Annotated in this window: 21 protein-coding genes; 11 read left to right on the top strand and 10 right to left on the bottom strand. The window is 33.9% G+C overall.

The window, feature by feature from the left end; genetic code table 11:
- Window positions 1–202 precede the first annotated feature (202 nt).
- The 9 genes from K0U91_RS01720 to K0U91_RS01760 all read left to right on the top strand — a co-directional run bounded on the left by K0U91_RS01720 (window position 203) and on the right by K0U91_RS01760 (window position 8,261).
- Window positions 203–532: a PadR family transcriptional regulator gene (locus tag K0U91_RS01720; protein WP_219971087.1), complete on the top strand. Its 330-nt coding sequence runs from the start codon at window positions 203–205 to the stop codon at window positions 530–532.
- 12 nt (window positions 533–544) lie between these two features.
- A complete protein-coding gene (locus tag K0U91_RS01725) occupies window positions 545–2,269 on the top strand; it encodes a PspC domain-containing protein (protein ID WP_220180182.1) in 1,725 nt (574 codons plus the stop codon).
- Window positions 2,270–2,569: 300 nt separating this feature from the next.
- Window positions 2,570–3,166 carry a 1-acyl-sn-glycerol-3-phosphate acyltransferase gene (locus K0U91_RS01730; RefSeq protein ID WP_219971089.1) on the top strand — a complete coding sequence of 199 codons (597 nt, stop codon included), beginning with the start codon at window positions 2,570–2,572 and terminating at the stop codon, window positions 3,164–3,166.
- A gap of 31 nt (window positions 3,167–3,197) precedes the next feature.
- Window positions 3,198–3,632 carry a PaaI family thioesterase gene (locus K0U91_RS01735; RefSeq protein WP_220180183.1) on the top strand — a complete coding sequence of 145 codons (435 nt, stop codon included), beginning with the start codon at window positions 3,198–3,200 and terminating at the stop codon, window positions 3,630–3,632.
- A gap of 110 nt (window positions 3,633–3,742) precedes the next feature.
- Window positions 3,743–4,198, top strand: coding sequence for a protease complex subunit PrcB family protein (locus K0U91_RS01740; protein ID WP_220180184.1), 456 nt, complete (start codon window positions 3,743–3,745; stop codon window positions 4,196–4,198).
- 37 nt (window positions 4,199–4,235) lie between these two features.
- Window positions 4,236–5,291 carry a hypothetical protein gene (locus K0U91_RS01745; protein ID WP_220180185.1) on the top strand — a complete coding sequence of 352 codons (1,056 nt, stop codon included), beginning with the start codon at window positions 4,236–4,238 and terminating at the stop codon, window positions 5,289–5,291.
- 6 nt (window positions 5,292–5,297) lie between these two features.
- Window positions 5,298–6,389 carry an RNA polymerase sigma factor gene (locus K0U91_RS01750; RefSeq protein WP_220180186.1) on the top strand — a complete coding sequence of 364 codons (1,092 nt, stop codon included), beginning with the start codon at window positions 5,298–5,300 and terminating at the stop codon, window positions 6,387–6,389.
- A complete protein-coding gene (locus K0U91_RS01755) occupies window positions 6,389–7,270 on the top strand; it encodes a hypothetical protein (RefSeq protein ID WP_220180187.1) in 882 nt (293 codons plus the stop codon). The genes K0U91_RS01750 and K0U91_RS01755 overlap by 1 nt, the downstream gene beginning before the upstream one ends.
- Before the next feature lie 22 nt (window positions 7,271–7,292).
- Window positions 7,293–8,261, top strand: a complete 969-nt coding sequence (locus K0U91_RS01760) for a chorismate-binding protein (RefSeq protein ID WP_220180188.1) — start codon at window positions 7,293–7,295, stop codon at window positions 8,259–8,261.
- Window positions 8,262–8,336: 75 nt separating this feature from the next.
- Here the strand turns inward: K0U91_RS01760 and K0U91_RS01765 are convergent, their stop codons facing one another.
- From K0U91_RS01765 to K0U91_RS01810, 10 genes are all read right to left on the bottom strand, one after another.
- A complete protein-coding gene (locus K0U91_RS01765; protein WP_219971098.1) occupies window positions 8,337–8,531 on the bottom strand; it encodes a hypothetical protein in 195 nt (64 codons plus the stop codon).
- A 4-nt stretch (window positions 8,532–8,535) separates the two neighbouring features.
- A complete protein-coding gene (locus tag K0U91_RS01770; protein WP_220180189.1) occupies window positions 8,536–9,138 on the bottom strand; it encodes a MarC family protein in 603 nt (200 codons plus the stop codon).
- 44 nt (window positions 9,139–9,182) lie between these two features.
- The gene (locus K0U91_RS01775) at window positions 9,183–10,919 is read right to left on the bottom strand and encodes a BatD family protein (protein WP_220180190.1); all 1,737 of its coding nucleotides are present in this window, start codon (window positions 10,917–10,919) and stop codon (window positions 9,183–9,185) included.
- A complete protein-coding gene (locus tag K0U91_RS01780) occupies window positions 10,919–11,656 on the bottom strand; it encodes a tetratricopeptide repeat protein (protein WP_219971101.1) in 738 nt (245 codons plus the stop codon). The genes K0U91_RS01775 and K0U91_RS01780 overlap by 1 nt, the downstream gene beginning before the upstream one ends.
- A 103-nt stretch (window positions 11,657–11,759) precedes the next feature.
- Window positions 11,760–12,767, bottom strand: coding sequence for a vWA domain-containing protein (locus K0U91_RS01785; RefSeq protein WP_220180191.1), 1,008 nt, complete (start codon window positions 12,765–12,767; stop codon window positions 11,760–11,762).
- A complete protein-coding gene (locus K0U91_RS01790; RefSeq protein ID WP_220180192.1) occupies window positions 12,767–13,759 on the bottom strand; it encodes a vWA domain-containing protein in 993 nt (330 codons plus the stop codon). Before K0U91_RS01790 ends, K0U91_RS01785 begins: the two co-directional genes overlap by 1 nt.
- The gene (locus K0U91_RS01795) at window positions 13,752–14,648 is read right to left on the bottom strand and encodes a BatD family protein (RefSeq protein WP_220180193.1); all 897 of its coding nucleotides are present in this window, start codon (window positions 14,646–14,648) and stop codon (window positions 13,752–13,754) included. Before K0U91_RS01795 ends, K0U91_RS01790 begins: the two co-directional genes overlap by 8 nt.
- A gap of 49 nt (window positions 14,649–14,697) precedes the next feature.
- On the bottom strand, window positions 14,698–15,561 hold the full coding sequence (locus tag K0U91_RS01800; RefSeq protein WP_220180194.1) for a DUF58 domain-containing protein: 864 nt from the start codon (window positions 15,559–15,561) through the stop codon (window positions 14,698–14,700).
- A gap of 9 nt (window positions 15,562–15,570) precedes the next feature.
- Window positions 15,571–15,747: a hypothetical protein gene (locus K0U91_RS01805; RefSeq protein ID WP_220180195.1), complete on the bottom strand. Its 177-nt coding sequence runs from the start codon at window positions 15,745–15,747 to the stop codon at window positions 15,571–15,573.
- Window positions 15,747–16,751, bottom strand: coding sequence for an AAA family ATPase (locus tag K0U91_RS01810; protein WP_219971106.1), 1,005 nt, complete (start codon window positions 16,749–16,751; stop codon window positions 15,747–15,749). Before K0U91_RS01810 ends, K0U91_RS01805 begins: the two co-directional genes overlap by 1 nt.
- 251 nt (window positions 16,752–17,002) lie before the next feature.
- On the opposite strand from K0U91_RS01810, the gene K0U91_RS01815 reads away from it, so the two are divergent.
- On the top strand, window positions 17,003–17,473 hold the full coding sequence (locus K0U91_RS01815) for a DinB family protein (RefSeq protein ID WP_220180196.1): 471 nt from the start codon (window positions 17,003–17,005) through the stop codon (window positions 17,471–17,473).
- A gap of 59 nt (window positions 17,474–17,532) precedes the next feature.
- On the top strand, window positions 17,533–18,333 hold the full coding sequence (gene rlmB / locus K0U91_RS01820; RefSeq protein WP_220180197.1) for a 23S rRNA (guanosine(2251)-2'-O)-methyltransferase RlmB: 801 nt from the start codon (window positions 17,533–17,535) through the stop codon (window positions 18,331–18,333).
- The last annotated feature ends 2 nt before the right edge of the window (window positions 18,334–18,335 follow it).

Below are 18,335 nucleotides of genomic sequence, written 5' to 3' on the forward strand. Positions count from 1 at the left end.
GATTTACTCATTATTTACAATCCAAATTAAAAATAATTATACTGAAAATCAATACATTATATAATTTAATAAAATAATTTCACTACTTTGTATTGCATATTACCATTTTAATTACATATCTTTGTAATGTAGAATCGGAGAAGGTTTAACTAGCTAGAAACTTAACCCGGTTTTATATAACTTATAACAAAACTTATTAAAGATGAATACTGAAAATACCAAAGCGCAAATGCGAAAAGGGATTCTGGAATTCTGCATTTTAAGTCTTATCAACAATCGCGAAATGTATGTTTCTGATTTGATAGATGAACTGAAAAAAGGAAAACTGGATGTTGTGGAAGGAACCCTCTACCCTCTTTTAACAAGACTGAAAAACGGAGAATTTCTTTCTTACAGATGGGAAGAATCTACAGGAGGACCACCAAGAAAATACTACCAGATTACAGAAAAAGGTAAAACTTTTTTAGAAGAACTGCAAAACACCTGGAAAGAACTCACAGATTCTGTAAACCAAATCACTCAAAAAATTTAAAAAAACAAAGCTATGAACAAGACACTCTCAATAGGACTCGCAGGTTTTTCTTTCACAATAGAGGAACATGCATATATAAAGCTCAGTGATTATCTTAATGCACTTAGAAGCTCTTTAGAAGCTTCTGAAGCAGATGAAGTAATGCGAGACATAGAAATCAGAATGGTTGAAATCTTCAGAGATTCTTTGGATAAACGTGAAGTAATCAATGATACTGATGTAGAAAGAGTAATCGCTCAGATTGGAACTCCGGAAAAAATCGAAGAACAGGAAGAAGCTTATTACTCTGAGAAGAACTCAAATTCAAGAAGAAATAACTTTACAGGAACTACACAAACCGACAAAAGACAATTGTTCCGTGATCCTGAAAGACAAAAAATTGCAGGAGTCTGCGCAGGTTTAGCAGCTTATTCAGGATTGGATATTACTTGGATGAGATTGATTTGGGTGGGTGCATTTATATTTCTTTGGGTTGCTCCTGGATCATCTTTCTTAGTGATTATTTTATACTTCATTCTTTGGGCAGTTTTACCAAAAGCAGAAACTGCTTCAGATTTTTTGAAAATGAAGGGTAAACCGTTAAATTTTGACAATCTGAAAGAAGAATCAAGCAAAATTGTACAGTTTGCTAACGAAACCACCACAAGAGCGGGAGAAATCTATATGGAGAATAAACCTTACATTAATAATGCTGGAAGTGGAGTTTGGAATATTTTAAAATACTTGTTGGGAGGATTCTTCGCATTTATGGCAGTTTCTAGCATTATTGGAGTATTCATTCTATTCGGTCTTTTTGGAATAGATTCAAATTTTCCAGGAGCAAATGAAATGAAATTCCTATTTGATGACGATGGATTATACACTGTATTTACTGCGCTAATCATTATAGCATCATTGATTCCTACAATATTGTTCAGCTTACTAAGCATCAAGATTTTTTCTCCAAAAACTAAATTGAGAAATATTGGTTGGGTAATTGGGGTGCTCTTTCTAACAGTTATAGCATTAGGTACTTATTTTGGAGTGAGCATGGCAAAAAGAGAAATGTTTCTGAAAGGACAAAAAGAAGACACTGAAGAGGTAGCCATCAATACTTTATCTGATACAATTTATGTGGATATGAAAAGTATAACAATACCGCAGAACTTCACTGCATACGACGACGATCTTTTTTCTGATAAAATATCTGTTTATGAAAAAGATTGGATCCATGTTGATGTTACGAGAAAAGCAGATATCAAAACGCCATATTTAATTATTAAAAAAGAAGCGAAAGGTTATAATATTCCTTTGAACGCCACTGTTCCTGTAGAAATCGTTGGCAATAAGGTGATCCTTCCTAATTACATTAAATATCCTTATGAACACCGTTTCAGAGATTATAGCATAGATTACGAATTGGTAATTCCACAAAATGCAGTGGTAATTCCCCTGAAAAAAGATCAGATTAATTTTGATGGCGATACGGATGGAAACGGAATCAATGACAATGAGGAAGATGAAAATGAGGATGAAAACGGAAACATCTCCATTGAAAAAAATAAAATTTCTATTAACGGTGCTACGATTGAATACAGTGATAATGACAAAGATTCTGTAATTATTAATGGGAAAAAATATCAAAAAAATGAAGCCAAAAAGATTATGGATACAATGAAGATGAATATTGATAATATGAAAGACGTCGATATCAAAATAAAAGGCGATAAAAAAGAATTTTCTATCAAAACCAAATAATTAAACTTGAGAGAGTGACAGAAGGTGTGGATGAATAGCAACAGTTTGAAACCCACACTCTTCTACTCTCAAAAAAACACTAAAAATTTTCAATAATTAGTGGTTTATATATCAAAATAGTCTTATATTCGTAAAAAATTAACCAACGTAAAACATCAAATCATGGTACAAGTAGTTTTAGAAATCGCAGTAAAAATCGCAGATTTAATCAGCGGATTATTTTAAGAGAGACAATATTTCAATATATTTGTAAAGTATAACCAAGGTTTGGTTATACTTTTTTGTTTTAAAATAAAATTCATGAGAAAGATAATAGGCAAATTTTTGTTAAAAATGCTGGGCTGGAAAGTTGTTCTTCAAGGCGATGTCAACAGTCTCAACCGGTGTATTCTCGTTGTAGCACCTCATACCCACAATATGGAATATCTTCTTGGAAATCTTGCTTATTGGTCTTTAAAAAAGCCTTTGAAAATTATCATTAAAGATGCTCATACGAAGGCATGGTATGGCTCTCTTGTGCGAGGTCTGGGTGGTATCGGCATCGATAGAAGCCAGAAAAATGATCTTGTGAATTTTGTAGCCAATGAATTCAAGAAAGACGATTTCAGCCTGGTAATCACTCCGGAAGGTACAAGAAGCTGGGTTCCGAAATGGAGAAAAGGGTTTTATCATATGGCTTTGGCGGCGAAAGTTCCTATTGTTTTAGCAGCAGGTGATTTTAAAAGAAATATTGTATATCTTGGATATACCATTCCCTACGAAAGACTTGAAACAGCGTCCTTTTTAGAAATCATGGAAGAAATACAAAATTATTATATCAAATATGACATCGGACCAAAAATCCCATCCAATTGGAATCCGAATATTTTAGGAAACGATTCAGAAGCTAAGAGTTAATTACGAATACGAATTACTTATCATCATAAAAATGTATACAGAAGGCAAAACTAAGGAAGAAATTTTAGAATTTATCAACAATTGGGGAGAAGAAACTTTTGCCAAAACTCTTGATATACAATTTATTGACATTGATCTGGAAAACGAAACGCTTACAGCAACCATGCCTGTCTCACCAAAAATCCATCAGCCGTTTGGCATTATGCACGGTGGAGCGAGCTGTGTTTTGGCAGAAACTATGGGATCCAGCCTTTCTAATATTTTCATTGATGGCAGCAAATATTTCGGTGTGGGAACCAATATCACTTCCAATCATTTAAGAAGTAAAAAAGACGGCGTTATAACGGCTGTTGCGAGATTTATCAGAAAAGGGAAAACAATGCATGTTTCTGAAATCGAAATCCGGGATGAAAAAGGTCAGCTGATCAATCATACGACAATGACCAATAATATTATTAGCAGGTAATTTTAAGATTAATATACTAAGACTCAAAAACTTGAGTCTTTTTTTATATACTTGCTGCAACCTTTTTACTTTTTGTCATCTTATAATTGTAACCCATAAAATTATCAGTTATGAAAAAGTATTTACTCTTATTTGTTTGTTCAATTTTCTTGGTCATCAACTCTTGCACTGACAGCGATGTAAACATTGAAACAAAAACACCAGTTACCGTACAGCAAATCGGTAAAGGAAATTTAGTAGGAAATTACGTTCCGCAACAGAATATGGTCATCACAAATTCTACGCAATGGAATACGCTTCTTAATACTTTAGACAGTGTGAATAATACTTCTGGTAGTTTTACAGAAACGAATATTGATTTTAATCAGTTTATGGTTATTGCAGTTTTTGATGAAGTATTTCCTAACGGTGGACATTCTATTGATATCATCACGGTAGATGACAATCCTCAAAATATTGTAGTAGACCTAGAAAGATTATTAACAGGAAATCTTACAACTGTTGTTACTCAGCCCTATCATATTGTGAAAATACCTAAAAGCACAAAACCTGTTTTATTTCAATAGAAAATGCAAATTTTTTAATTTTATTAAAATTTTATCCATGAAAAATTTACTTTTACCTTTTTTATTGATACTTGCTTTAGTTTTTTCTTGCAGAAGTGAAAACGATGAAATGCTGGAGAAAAATGCAAATTCTGTAAACCTATATATTGCAGGTGCCGAAAATAATCAGGCATGTTATTGGAAAAATGGACAGAAAGTGATTCTATCAAATGGAACAGGGCTGTACGCGAGTCAGATTATTGTTGAAAATAACAATGTGTACGTGTATGGAGCAATGACCTCAGAATATACTTTAAATCTATCATCAAAACATTTATATTTGTGGATAAATGGAACTAAGAATAATTTAGATGAATATCTACAGGATGTACCAGATCCCAATCCAAGCAACAACTTTCAAATTTCATCCCGAATGATTGTTGAAAATGGAAATATTTATTTTTGCGGATCGATAACCAATAGTACTATACCTAGTCAAACAAATCAAACGTATTATTATTGGAAAAATGGAATAAAGTACCAGATTTCAAATGATCCTGCTCTCACATCACCCGGAATGTACCAATTGATCAATAATGAAATTTATTTGGGAATTCGTAAGAACTATCAGTATAATCCACTTACCTGGGAAACTGGATTTTACAAAAACAATATATACTCTCCTCTGACAAATGATTCACAAATCCTAGACTTTCTCACTGATAATACTGGAACATATGCATATGTAAAAAATATACTAACCGGTGAAAAGACTTTGAGAAATATAAATACAAATGCAGTTATAGCTTTCCCTTCAAATCCTCCAGGAGAAATTTTAGATGTTACATGGAGTAATAATGATAAGTACTTTATAGGAGATAATTTTTATTATAAAAACAACACATTAGTACAGCTAAATGATCCAAATGGATATAACAGAATTCGTGGTTTTAAAGTTAAAGATCAACAAATTTATACAATCAGATATAAAGACGGGTCAAATGTAGGAACAACGGTAAAAGTTTTTATAAATGATGTTGAAGTTCAGAGCCAACCTATCACAGGCGTTTCAGATCCTAATGTTGGAGGGTTTTTATCCATATTTATAGACTAACATCTAATGCAGGCACCAGACTGGCAAAAAATCTATCTCAACCACTCCCCAAAACTCTTGGGGATTTGTCGCAGATATGTCGCAGACTTACAGACTGCCGAAGATCTTTTGCAGGACAGCTTTATCCTGGCAATGCAAAAAAGTCATCAGCTGAACGATGAAAAAGCCTTATTCGGATGGCTCAAAACAATTGTCGTGAATAACGCTTTACAACATTTACGAAAACACTCCAAAGAAATCTTTGTCACCACAGAAATATCAGAAATCCCGGAACTACTGACAGAAATGAATACTCTCGCCACAGAAAATAATCATATTTTAGCCTACGATTTTACCAGAGAAGAACTGTTGAAGTCTATTGACAGCCTGCCTGTACATCATCGGTCTGTATTTAATCTTTATTTTATCGAAAATAATTCACATGCAGAAATTGCAAAGCTGTTGGGAATCAATGTGAATACGTCAAAATCGCATTTGATGAGGGCGAAAAAATCAGTACAGAATTATTTGATGACTCATTTTGTTAATAAGAACACGCCGAAAAATAAAAAGAAAATGACCCAGCTACTGATTTTCATCGGATTTGGCGGACTGGCTTGGGCACAGACTTTCCAAAGTAAATTTGCAGATTTCAGCATTTTACCTTCAAAAGAGTTGATTATTCCTAATGATATAAAAACAAACAGTTTATCTTTCTCTGCATCAAGTTTAAACAAAAATCTTCAAAAAAAATTAATTATTGCAGCGACGCTTTTTATCATCATTCTATTTTCTATACATGTCAATAAAGGAAATTATCAATTCCAAAATTCAAAGGCAAAATCTCTGGTAAATACGAAGATGATTGTGAATGAAAAAATTTCTGAGAATAATTTTATCTCTCAATCAAAACCTGAAATTACTGAAGAAGTTCGAGCAAATGCAATCAATTTAAATCAAAAAATACAGATTCAAAAAACGGTTTCTTCTGAAAATAAGGTCAATGAAAAAGCAACTATCGTTAAACCAAAAGATTCAATAAAAAACATTCCAAAAAGAGTGGTAATTGTAAAAAAAGTGATCCAAAGAGATACCATTTTTATTGAAAGAGAAAACTAATGATACACATATTTTACAATAAATTCCTTTTTATTTTTGCAATTTTATTTTTGCAGTTTTTTCAGGCACAAAGAACCAAAACCGATACGGTATATGTTTATGAAAAAGTGACTGTGTATGACACCATTTACCTGGAAAAAGCTGTAAAAAATAAATTAAATGATATCATCCTCAAAGAGTCTGTAATAAAAGAACTGGTGATAGAAAACCAGCTTCCGCAAAAGCCCGGAAAAAACAGGATTAACAAAAACAAAGCATCAGGATTTGAATTTGGAATTGAAGCTGGAGTCGGGTTCAAAAACAGCAATTGGGCAAAAGAATTGAGCAACGGCAAACAACAATTTGGGCAGAATTCAGGAATATGGATTTCCAAAAGCGTAAGTCAAAATTTATATCTGATGTTATCTGCAAATGTATATCACTGGAACTCTACTTTTGATCTGGATGCAAATAAAGAAGATACTTATCTGAACGGATTTTATTTCACAGAAGACAGTGAGCCTCTGCTTTTCCAGAGATTTAACAATAAACACTTTGAATATATAGCACAATTGAAAGTCTTATACGAATGGAAAAAAATACGTCCGTTTGTCGGTTTTTTGGCAAACAGAAATGTTTATAAAATGCAGTTTTTGGTTCCTGAAAATAATGTTTTAGATAAGCTTGATGATTTTAAAAGCAAGCAATTTAATTTTGGGTTTTCTTTTGGAATTCAATACCTGGTTTTTCCTAAATTACTGATCTCAGCTGATTATCAGTATTATCGAATGAAAGATTTATCTTTAAAAAACAGCTCATTTGATTTTGACATTTTTAAGACTAATAATACCTTTGCTGAAAGAAAACTCAATCTTGGAATTTCCTATACCTTATTCAAGTAAAGTTTTTATTAACCTCTAATTTATGATCTATTTCAAATTTCCTTTTGACGAAAAGCTCTATTCTACAGATGGATATTCAGATAAAAAAGCTGTATTATTCAAATCTTTTGATCAGTCTGAAAGTATCATCTTCAATGGAGATATGATTGAGATAAATGATAAAACCGGGATTTTTTTGGGTGAATCATTCGTTAAAGATGAAACCCGATTTTCACCCGAAAATCATGAAGAATACGTAAAAAAACTGCAGAAAGTTATTGAAGTGATCAAAGAAAATCAACTTCCAAAGCTGGTGCTTTCACGAAGAAAAATTTTTAGAGATTTTAATGAAATTAATGCAAAAGAGAGCTTTAGAAACTTATGCGAAGCTTATCCCAATGCATTCAGATATATTTTTATAAAAGATGGTAACTCCTGGATGGGTGCATTTTCAGAAGTGCTGGGAAAATTCAACAAATCTACCCACGAGTTTGAAACGATGAGCCTCGCAGGAACGATTCCTATCTCTGAAAGTTGGACAGATAAAGAAATCGAAGAACAAAAACCTGTTTCTTCGTATATCAGAAATGTTTTACAGAAATTCAATACTAATGCTGAAATCTATGAATCGGAAACATACGATCATATTTCGGGAAATATCAAGCATTTGAGAACCGATTTTAAACTAAAAATAAATCCTCAGGATCTTGATGCAATTATTGAAGAACTTCACCCTACTCCTGCAGTTTGTGGAATTCCGAAAGATTTTTGTCAGGAAAAAATTAGGCAGTTCGAGAAATTTCCCCGAGAACTGTACGCCGGATTTATCAGAATTGAAACGGATGAATTCATCCAATATTTCGTGAATTTACGATGTGCGAAATTGTACAGCGACTCTGTACATATTTTCACAGGCGGCGGAATTACTGCCCAAAGCAACCCGGAAAAAGAATGGATTGAAACTGAGCTAAAATCTGAAGCGGTTTTGAAAAACCTAGTTTTTTCAATCTAAGCCAGTTATTTCAACAATTTCTATAAAAAATCCTCTCTCAAAACTGAAAGAGGATGATATTTTATATTAAAAGTATTATTTTTTAACTCCGATTTTACTCCACGTATTCAATACGAAGAGTAAAAACAACCCGATGACACCGCAGACAATTGAAATTACATACTTCATATTGTCTTCTGATGAAATCTCAGAATGCCAGTCGATTGCATAAATATTGATTGCGATAATCACGATAAATACGATTAAAAATACTTTATAAAACTTCTGCATGATCTTAAAAATTTATATAGGTCTGCACCAATTGTGCAAAGTTTGCTGTAAATAATTTAATTGAAATTGCGAGCAGGATGATTCCGAAAACTTTCTGTAAAATCGACAATGTCGCTTCACCCATTTTCTTCTCTAACCATGGAGCTGATTTCAGCACCAAATATACAAAAATTGTGTTGAGAACGATTCCAAGAATGATGTTAATATCATGAAATTCTGCGCGCAAAGACAAAGTTGTTGTAAGAGTACCTGCTCCTGCCACCAACGGAAAAGCGATAGGAACAATTGATGCCGCTTTTGCTTCGGTAGTTTTATTGATCTCAATCCCAAGAATCATTTCTAAAGCAATAATAAAAATAACAACTGCACCTGCAATTGCAAACGAGTTAACATCTACCCCGATAAACTTCAAGATCTTATTTCCTACAAAAAGAAAAACAATCATGATCAACCCGGCAGTAATCGACGCCCTCTTGGCTTCAATCTGCCCGAACTTTTGCTTTAAGCTTACGATAATAGGAATAGAGCCGATGATATCGATCACCGCAAAAAGTACCATAAAACAGGTCATGGTTTCTTTAAAAGAAAAATCTTGAAGAATCTCCATTATTCAATAATTATTAATTTCGCAAAATTATGAATAAAAAATGATTATTTACTAATCTGAGAATACAAATCGATAATTTCTTTCAAAAGTTCCCCAATTGACTCTTCAGATTTTACAGGTGTAAATTTTTCAATCTGAATTCTTTGAGACAGATTTCTATACCGTTCTGCTACGGAACCTCCAAGATGCTGCTCCAGGAATTGTTTGAAATCATCCTTGGAACTTTGAAAATACTGGTTTCTAACCTCCGAATCCAGCTCATCAACCGTTGCAAAAAACTGATCAAAGCGATGACTGTCTTTTAAATTTTCTAGATATGTAAAATAGTCTCCTACATCACTTTTCAGACTCTGTCTTATTTCTTTTTCAGTTTCAGCCACCGAACCTAAAGGTTTTGGAGCTGTTTTTTCTTTAACTATAATGCGTTTTTTTTGCCAATTTTTAAACAGCAAATATGCCACGAATAAGCCCAGTAAAATTCCTGCGTTAATGAAAAGGACCTTCCAGTTAAATCTGCTTTTTTCTTTTACTTTAAATGTAGTCGTTTTTAAAACCGGACTGTTTACTGTTTCAAGCAGTGTATTAGTATATTCATTCACTTTCTCAACCGTAGTACGTGCTTCTAAAACCTGATCATGTGAAAATGCAGTAAGATTTAAAGTTTCCTGGCCCAGATTGATGTATTCTTTTACTGCAGGGTTAAAGAAAGCAAACTCTTCTGTTTTTATATTAAGACTTCCGGATTTATTAGGTATTAGAACGTAATTGGCTAAAATATATCCTTTCATGCCTTCAATTCCGGCTTTTACTCTTGAGGTAATTTTGGGAGCGAAAACTTCGTAATCGGGAGAGTTTTCAATTTTTGGCAATTCCATATCTGACAAATTGCCTTCACCTGAAACTTTCAGAATGACATTGACCGGCTTTTTAGCTTCTATCTTGTCTTTAGATTCGTGATAAACATCTACTTTAAAATTTCCTACAGCATTTTTAAAACATTCCGGAGAACCCTCAGGAAGCTTTTTTACATTCAATTTTACTTTATTAGAAGACACTTTGCTTTTGGCTGTATACGAATTTACCGAAGCAGAAACTGAAGGTATCTCAACAAATCCTGACTCATTTGGAAATACAATAAACATTGCTAGAATCTGGGAAGGCATATTTCCAAATCCTGACGGGTCGATTTCAGATTTGTGAAAATTTACAGGATATACATTGATGTTCTGATTTTCAGGAAGATGTATATTTCTTACCTTTCTCAGGTTGTCTATATTTTTGGAATACACTCTCAAGACAGCTACTGTAGCCTGATTCTGATACACCTCTCTATCTTCAATTTCCATATTGAGATAAACGTCATTATCAATGTTTTTTGCGACAGTTTTCTTCTCAATATCACGAATAAAGATATCGAATGGTTCTGTTTTATAGATTTTATTATTGACAGTAACCAATACAGAACCGATTCTGATTTTGCCTCTTTGCTTGGGTTCAAGAGCAATTCTGGTAATGTACTGTTCTACAGAAACGTTAGAATCGGGATCTCTCACACCCTGATTAAATGAGCCGTTGCCAATAATATTAAATTTCGATAAATCCGGCAGCATGATTTTACTTTGCTGTACGAGATTATCACCATTCAATTCTAAAACAATCGTGAGATTTACAATTTCTTTACCGTTGTAATCACTTTTATCAGGTTTCATAGTGAGTTCTACCTGTCCGTAAGCAATTACGGAAACAAGGGTAAACAGTATGTAAATAAATTTTTGATTCATCACCAATCTTTCTCGTTGCTTGGAGGCAATGAGTAAGAATTCTTATTTAAAATTCTTTTGGCGGTTTCTTTTTCTTTCTCACCTACTTTATTCAATATGGCGTTCTCAACATCTTTTGGCATTTTGCCCTGATTATTCTTATCTTTATTGGGCTGATCGCCTTCCGGACTTTCACCTTCATTATTCTGACCTTTACCCTGATCTTGCTTAGGATCGCCATTTTTGTCTTTATTCTTCTGCTGATCGTCGCCTCCGCCGCCTTTACCGGATTTGCTCTTCTGATCTTTCTTCTGCTGATTTTCCTTCTCTTTTAATTTTGCAATTTCAAAATTCTTTCTTGTGGCTTCGTTGTAAGGATCCTGTTTCAGCGATTGTTTATAAAAATCTGCAGCCTTCTCGGGCTGGTTCATCTGCATATAGCTATTTCCCAGGTTATGCAAAGCAGCTGCCTTGTCCGGAATCGTCTGTGAAAGACTTTGTGCTTTCTCAAATTCTGCCTTTGCTTCTTCGTATTTTTTGCTTTTATATAAAGCATTCCCCAGATTATAATGTGCTGTAAATTCTTTTTCATCAGATTTTATAGCTTCCATATATCTTGATGAAGCGCCTTCATAATCTTTACCTTTAAATTTCTGATTACCCTCATAGACCAGAGTTTTATAATTTTTCTGCCCAAACAATGCGCCTGAGAATGAGAAAGTAATCATAAACGAGAGAAATAAAAATTTAGTATTCATCTATTGCAAAATTATTCCTTTATATGTTAAGAAAGAGATGTGTAATTGTTAAAGTTGGGTTAAAGTATTGACTGACTAAGATTTTGATAAAATCATCAGAGTTTTATATATTGAAATCTCTCTTGGGATTAAAAAGAAAAATAATCAGAAAAAACAAAATAGAAACCGCTAAAAAATACTGATAATAATGATTTGCATTTTGAGACTTCACTAGAGTTGCTGTGGAAGATACCTTTTTTCTTAATGCTTCGATGATTCTGTCGGGTGCTTCGCTGATGTTATTTCCGTCAATATAGGTTCCGCCGGTAGATTCTGCTATCTTATGAAGCGCATCAGTTTGTCTTTTAGAAATAACGGTTTGTCCGTTCATATCGCTTTTATAGCCCATCAACTGTCCAAATTCATATTCCGGAACGGGTGCACCTTCTTCAGAACCAATTCCAACAGAGGTTACCATAATGCCTTCTCTGTTGGCAAGCTTGATTGCAGCATTATCATTTCCTTCATTATCTTCACCATCGCTTAACAAAACAATTTTTCTAGAACCTTTGTTGATATCTTTAAATTTATCAGCCGCTGTTTCCATTGCTTTCAGAAAGTCTGTTCCTTGAATTTTGACAGAACCTGTTTCTACTCCATTAATATAAGTTTCTGCAGAATTATAATCTGTTGTCAACGGCATTATTGATGTGGCCTGGCCTGCAAAAATAATCATTCCCACTTTATCGTTTTTGAGCTTCTGCATCGTTTGAATAATAAGGTTCTTAGCTTCCACCAAACGGCTTGGCTCCACATCTTCGGCATTCATCGAGTTGGAAACATCCAGCATAAAAATCACATTATTAAATTTCTGATTGGTTGTCACTTCTTCAGAACCGCTTAATAAATCAATGATTGAAAAAATCAGAAACAACGTAGCCAAAAAATATAGGGCCGGAAAAATCTTAATAAATCCTGATTTTTTTTCAAATAAGGCTTCTTGGAAACGGCTTTCTGCAAATGCATCCCGGCTTTTCTTCTTCCACCGTAAATACCGGATAAGAAAAAATGACAAAACAGGCAAAAGCAAAAGTAACAACAAGTACCAGTAATTTCCTAAATACAACTCCATCAGCTTAAAAATTTATATAATACCCATCTTAATAATGCATCAAAAACCAGCATTCCTAAAGCAATCCAAAGGAAAATTTTAAAATATTCCTGATAATTATAAAGCTTGGCAACTTTTATATCAGATTTTTCAAGCTGATTGATCTCGCTATACACTTCTTCCAGACTGCTGTTTGAGGTAGCTCTGAAATATTTTCCGCCGGTTTCATTCGCAATTTCTCTTAAAACAGGCTCATCAATCTGAACCTCTGTTTCGGTAAAAACCAAATCTCCGAAAACATCAACTTCTGTAGGCATGAGCGCAATACCATTGGTGCCGACACCGATAGAATATACTTTTATATCATTGTTTTTAGCCAATTCAGCGGCAATCTGCGGCGGAATAGCATTTTCAACATTACTGACACCGTCTGTCATCAAAATAATGATCTTACTTTTTGCCTTGCTGGTTCGAAGATGATTTACCGCGACAGAAAGTCCTTCCCCTATTGCAGTTCCGGGATAAAGTTCGGTTGTATTCAGATTTTTCAGCTCCTCAATAACCACCTGATGATCTGAAGTGACGGGAACTTTAGTAAATGCTTCTGAGGCGTACGTTACGACTCCTATTCTATCGTTGGGACGCTTTTCAACAAATTGTATGGCAATTTCCTTCAATGCGGTCAATCTATCGGGTGAAAGGTCTTTAGATAACATACTTAATGAAACATCTACTGCAAACATTATATCTACACCTTTGGTATCATCTCTGTCCTGAGAGATTGTAAACGTTCTCGGTCTTGCCATCGCAATAAAAAGACATGAAAGGATAATGTATTTTGAGATTTTTAATAAAAAAAGAACAGGCAGAATTCCATTATTGCTCACCATATTTCCAATAGATGGAACTTTTATCCCTTTCAATTTTTTCTTGCTTATATCGAGAATTAATAAAGGAATAAATGAAAGAAACAGCAGCAAAAACCACGGACTGTAGAACTCAAAATCAAACATCTTTTCTCAGGTTTTCAAATTCTATATCCTTTGATGATCTTTTCACAAAGTCTTTGATTTCGTTAAAATCTTTTTCCATCGTCTGCTGATTAGGAAAAGTTTTAGCAAATTTCACCAGATCACCTCTGAAAAATACATCTTCTATAATTTTCTCATTATCCTGCGAAATGGTATTGTTTTCTTTCATTAGATGAATCAGATCATCAGTCAACAAAACATCGGCAGGAATTCTATATTGTTTTGCAATAAATTTTCTTGAAATATCAATTAACTCCACGTAAAACGAACGGTAGTTTCCGTCTTCGATATATTTTTTCTTTCTTAGAGAGTCCAATTCTTTTAAAGTCTGATTGGTTGCTACTATCGGCGAATCTTTAGATCTTCTTCCATATTTTACAAACATAATAATTGCAATAATTAAAGCGATCAAAGCTAAAGCTCCTAAAACATACCATTTATAAAGCTGCCAATAATCTATGACATCCAGTTTGACGTCCTTATTATTCATGATATCATTGATCACATCACCTTTTTGGGCAGTATTTACCACTTCAATTTCATAAGGAATTGTTTTTAAAACTCTGTCTCCTACTTTAAACTCAAGCTCAGGAATGGTATACGTTCCTTCTTCAAAAACTGAGAATTCAACATTTCTTTGGTAAGAATCAGGCTGAATTCCGATGCTGTCTTTAATTTCTTCAAAATGAAATGGCAGCAATTGATCCTTTGGGGCAGCTTTTACTTCCTGATTATTGAGATTATCAATTTTCACGGTAAATCGGTTGACTTCGCCGAGAGCCAATGTTTTCTTCTCAAGATTCGAGGAAAGTATCTGCGACAAAGCGTTTGCAGAGATGAAAAATGATAAGAGTAATACTAATTTTTTCAATTTTAAATAGTCAATTTCGGCTAATGCCTAATTTATTTTTAATTTAAATTTATTTCTTCTGAAAGTAATGATACAACAATTTTGAGTAATCATCGCCCGTACTGATATTCATAAAGCTTGCCGAACTGTTGGCAAAATCTTCCTCCAATACTTTTACTTTCTGCTTTTTTGCTTCCGCAAAAGTATATCTCCATCTTGCGTTTGAAGTATTGACCCAAACCTGTTTCCCGGTTTCGGCATCATGAAAAAGCGTATAACCTACATCAGGAATTTCATTATCTTTTTCATCGAAAATTCTCATTCCCAAAAGCTGATGTTTTTTTGAAGCAACACGAAGCATTTTAGAATCATAGGCGTCTTCAAAATCTGATAGTAAAAAAACGAGTGACTTTCTTTTGAAAATCCCCATCATGTATTCTAAAGATTTATCGATTTTAGAAACTGCAGGAATATAATCTGCCGTCAGAATATTGCTGATAATTGACAAAATATGCTTTCTACCTTTTTGTGGCGGAATCACTTTATAGACTTTATCTGCAAACAAAATCAATCCCACTTTATCATTATTACCTGCTGCTGAAAATCCTAAACTTGCGGCAATTTCTGCAGCATATTCTCTTTTGAGCTGGGTTTTAGTACCATAATCCATTGAAGCAGAAATATCAACTAAAATCATCATGGTCAGCTCACGCTCCTCCTCCATTACCTTTACGAAAGGCTCACGAAAACGTGCCGTTTTATTCCAGTCGATTCTGCGGATTTCATCACCGAACTGGTAAGGCCGAACTTCTGAAAACGTCATTCCTTGTCCTTTAAAAGCACTGTGATATTGTCCCATCAGAGAAGCTTCCGTCTTCTTACGAGTGCGGATTTCTATTTGCTTTACTTTTTTTATGATGTCTTTTATCTGCACTTAATCACTTCATTTATCGTTGCCTTTATCTTTTTCTTCTACTATACTTACCAATGTATATTTATCGTAAGCCATGATATCAAAAACCTTTGACACTCCGGTCAATAACCATTTTTTATAAATGAGTTTTCCATTCATATAAAGATAAAACTCATTATCTTTTGTCACTTTATTAAAAATTGGCATTACGGTGCCTGTATTTTAGCCAAAATTCTGTTCACAATTTCTTCAGAAGTAATTTCTTCTGCTTCCGCTTCAAAGGTTAATCCGATTCTGTGTCTTAAGACATCTTTTGCCAATTCTTTTACATCTTCAGGAATGACAAATGCTCTTCCTCTTAAAAAAGCGTACGCTCGTGAAGCAATTGCTAAGTTGATTGATGCTCTTGGAGAAGCTCCGAAACTGATATAATTTTTCAGTTCAGAAAGACCGTATTTCTCCGGAAAACGGGTGGCAAAAACCATATCAAGAATATATTTTTCAATCTTTTCGTCCAGATAAATCTGGTTGACAATCGATTTTGCTTCAACGATATTCTGTAAAGAAATAACAGGTTTTACCTCCGGCTGATGCGAAGTAGAGACCATTCTCATTACTTTTCTTTCATCCTCAAATTCCGGATAATCAATTTTGCATTTCAGCATAAAACGGTCGCTTTGCGCTTCGGGCAAAAGATAGGTTCCCTCCTGATCGATGGGATTTTGTGTTGCTAATACCAAAAACGGTTTTGGAAGAGGCATCGTTTCGTCACCTATTGTCACCTGTTTTTCCTGCATTACTTCTAGAAGGGCAGACTGCACTTTGGCCGGAGCTCTGTTGATCTCATCTGCAAGTACAAAATTGGCAAAAACAGGGCCTCTTTTTATTGAAAAATCGTTTTCTTTAATATTATAAATCATCGTTCCCACAACATCTGCAGGAAGAAGATCTGGTGTAAACTGAATTCTTGAAAAGTCACCATGCACAGCTTCAGCAAGCGTTTTTATCGCCAATGTTTTTGCAAGACCAGGAACTCCTTCGAGCAAAACATGGCCATTTCCCAAAAGTCCGACCAAAAGTCGATCTATCATGTATCCCTGCCCGATAATTACTTTGTTGATTTCCTGTCTCAAAAGTGAGAAGAAATAATTTTGTTCTCTAACTTTTTCCGTGAGTTGACGAATGTCTTCTGCTTGATATGAATCTGACATAGTTTAAATTAAAATAATTGGTAAATTTCTGATAAATACTTGCATTAATCAACACAATGAATGCCATATTTGAGTTAAAATTTGTTAAATATTCCAGACAGATTAAAAGATTCGGAATGTTTAAAGTTTGAAATTAAATATACTTTAAATTTAAAATCATAAAAAATACATAAATTTTGCCTTAAACCCCTATTCAAAAATTGTCATTTTCAGTTTATTAAACTATTTTTGGTGATTAAATTTTTTGCAAAATGAATTATCATTTTCAAGCTCACAGACAGGTCAGAAAAAACCTTTTGGATATCTTGCAGAACACTTCACATGATGATCTTCTATTAATTCCCGATGGTTTTAATAACAACATGTACTGGAATATTGCGCATACCGTTGCTACACAGCAATTGTTGCATTATTATCTGAGCGGACATCCTTTCAGAATCGATAAATACTGGATCGAAACCTATAAAAAAGGAACCATGCCCAATCTGAATGTACAGAAGTCTGAAGTAGAAGATCTAGAATTTCTTTTAACCGAAACATCCAAGATTTTGATGAAAGATTACGACAGCGATTTTTTTTCAGATTATACGCCGTACACCACAAGTTTCGGGATGGATCTGAAAAGTATTCAGGATGCAATTATTTTTAACAATCTTCATGAGAGTTTGCATTACGGCTATGCAATGGCGCAGAAGAGAGCAATTTTAGGAGAAAAAGGCTAAAGAGCTAAGAAAAAATAAGTTGAATTAAACTTATACATTTAAATTAAAAATATAAAATTTTGGAAGATTTTCAACATAAGAACTCAAAACCTGAATTTAGAAATTCAGAACCTAATAAGAAAGACGATTTTATATTCGGGTTGCGTCCCGTTTTAGAAGCGATTGAAGCAGGGAAAACGATTGACAAAATTTTTGTACAGAATGCCCTGCAAGGGGAAATTTTCGCAGAGCTGAAAGCTGTTTTAGCAAAATATAAAATACGTCCCAACTATGTACCTGTTGAAAAACTGAACCGTTTTACGAGAAAAAACCACCAAGGTGTAGTTGCTTTTATTTCAGACGTACCTTTTCATAAAATAGAAAATATTATTCCTGAATTATTTGAGGAAGGAAAAGTACCGTTCATATTAATTTTAGACAGATTAACTGACGTAAGAAACTTTGGAGCCATTTGCAGAACTGCAGAATGTGTGGGAATTCATGCAGTTGTTATTCCTGAAAAAGGAGGAGCACCGATCAATTCTGATGCGATAAAAACTTCCGCGGGGGCAATGTACAACATTAAAATCTGCAAAGAGAATAATTTGGCTCATGTGGTAGATTATCTTCAGCAAAGCGGAGTTTCTGTATTTTCGGCAACTGAAAAAGCACAAAAACTGATTTACGATGTCAATTTTACAGAACCTTGTGCTATCGTGATGGGGAATGAAGAAACCGGAATTTCTAAAGAAGTTCTGCATCATTCTGACGAAAAAATAAAACTTCCCATCGAAGGAAAAACTCAGTCATTAAACGTCTCTGTAGCTTGCGGAGCCATTCTTTACGAAGCGATGAGACAAAAATTAGTGAAAATCAATTAATA

The organism is Chryseobacterium sp. LJ668, from assembly GCF_019613955.1.
GTDB lineage: Bacteria > Bacteroidota > Bacteroidia > Flavobacteriales > Weeksellaceae > Chryseobacterium.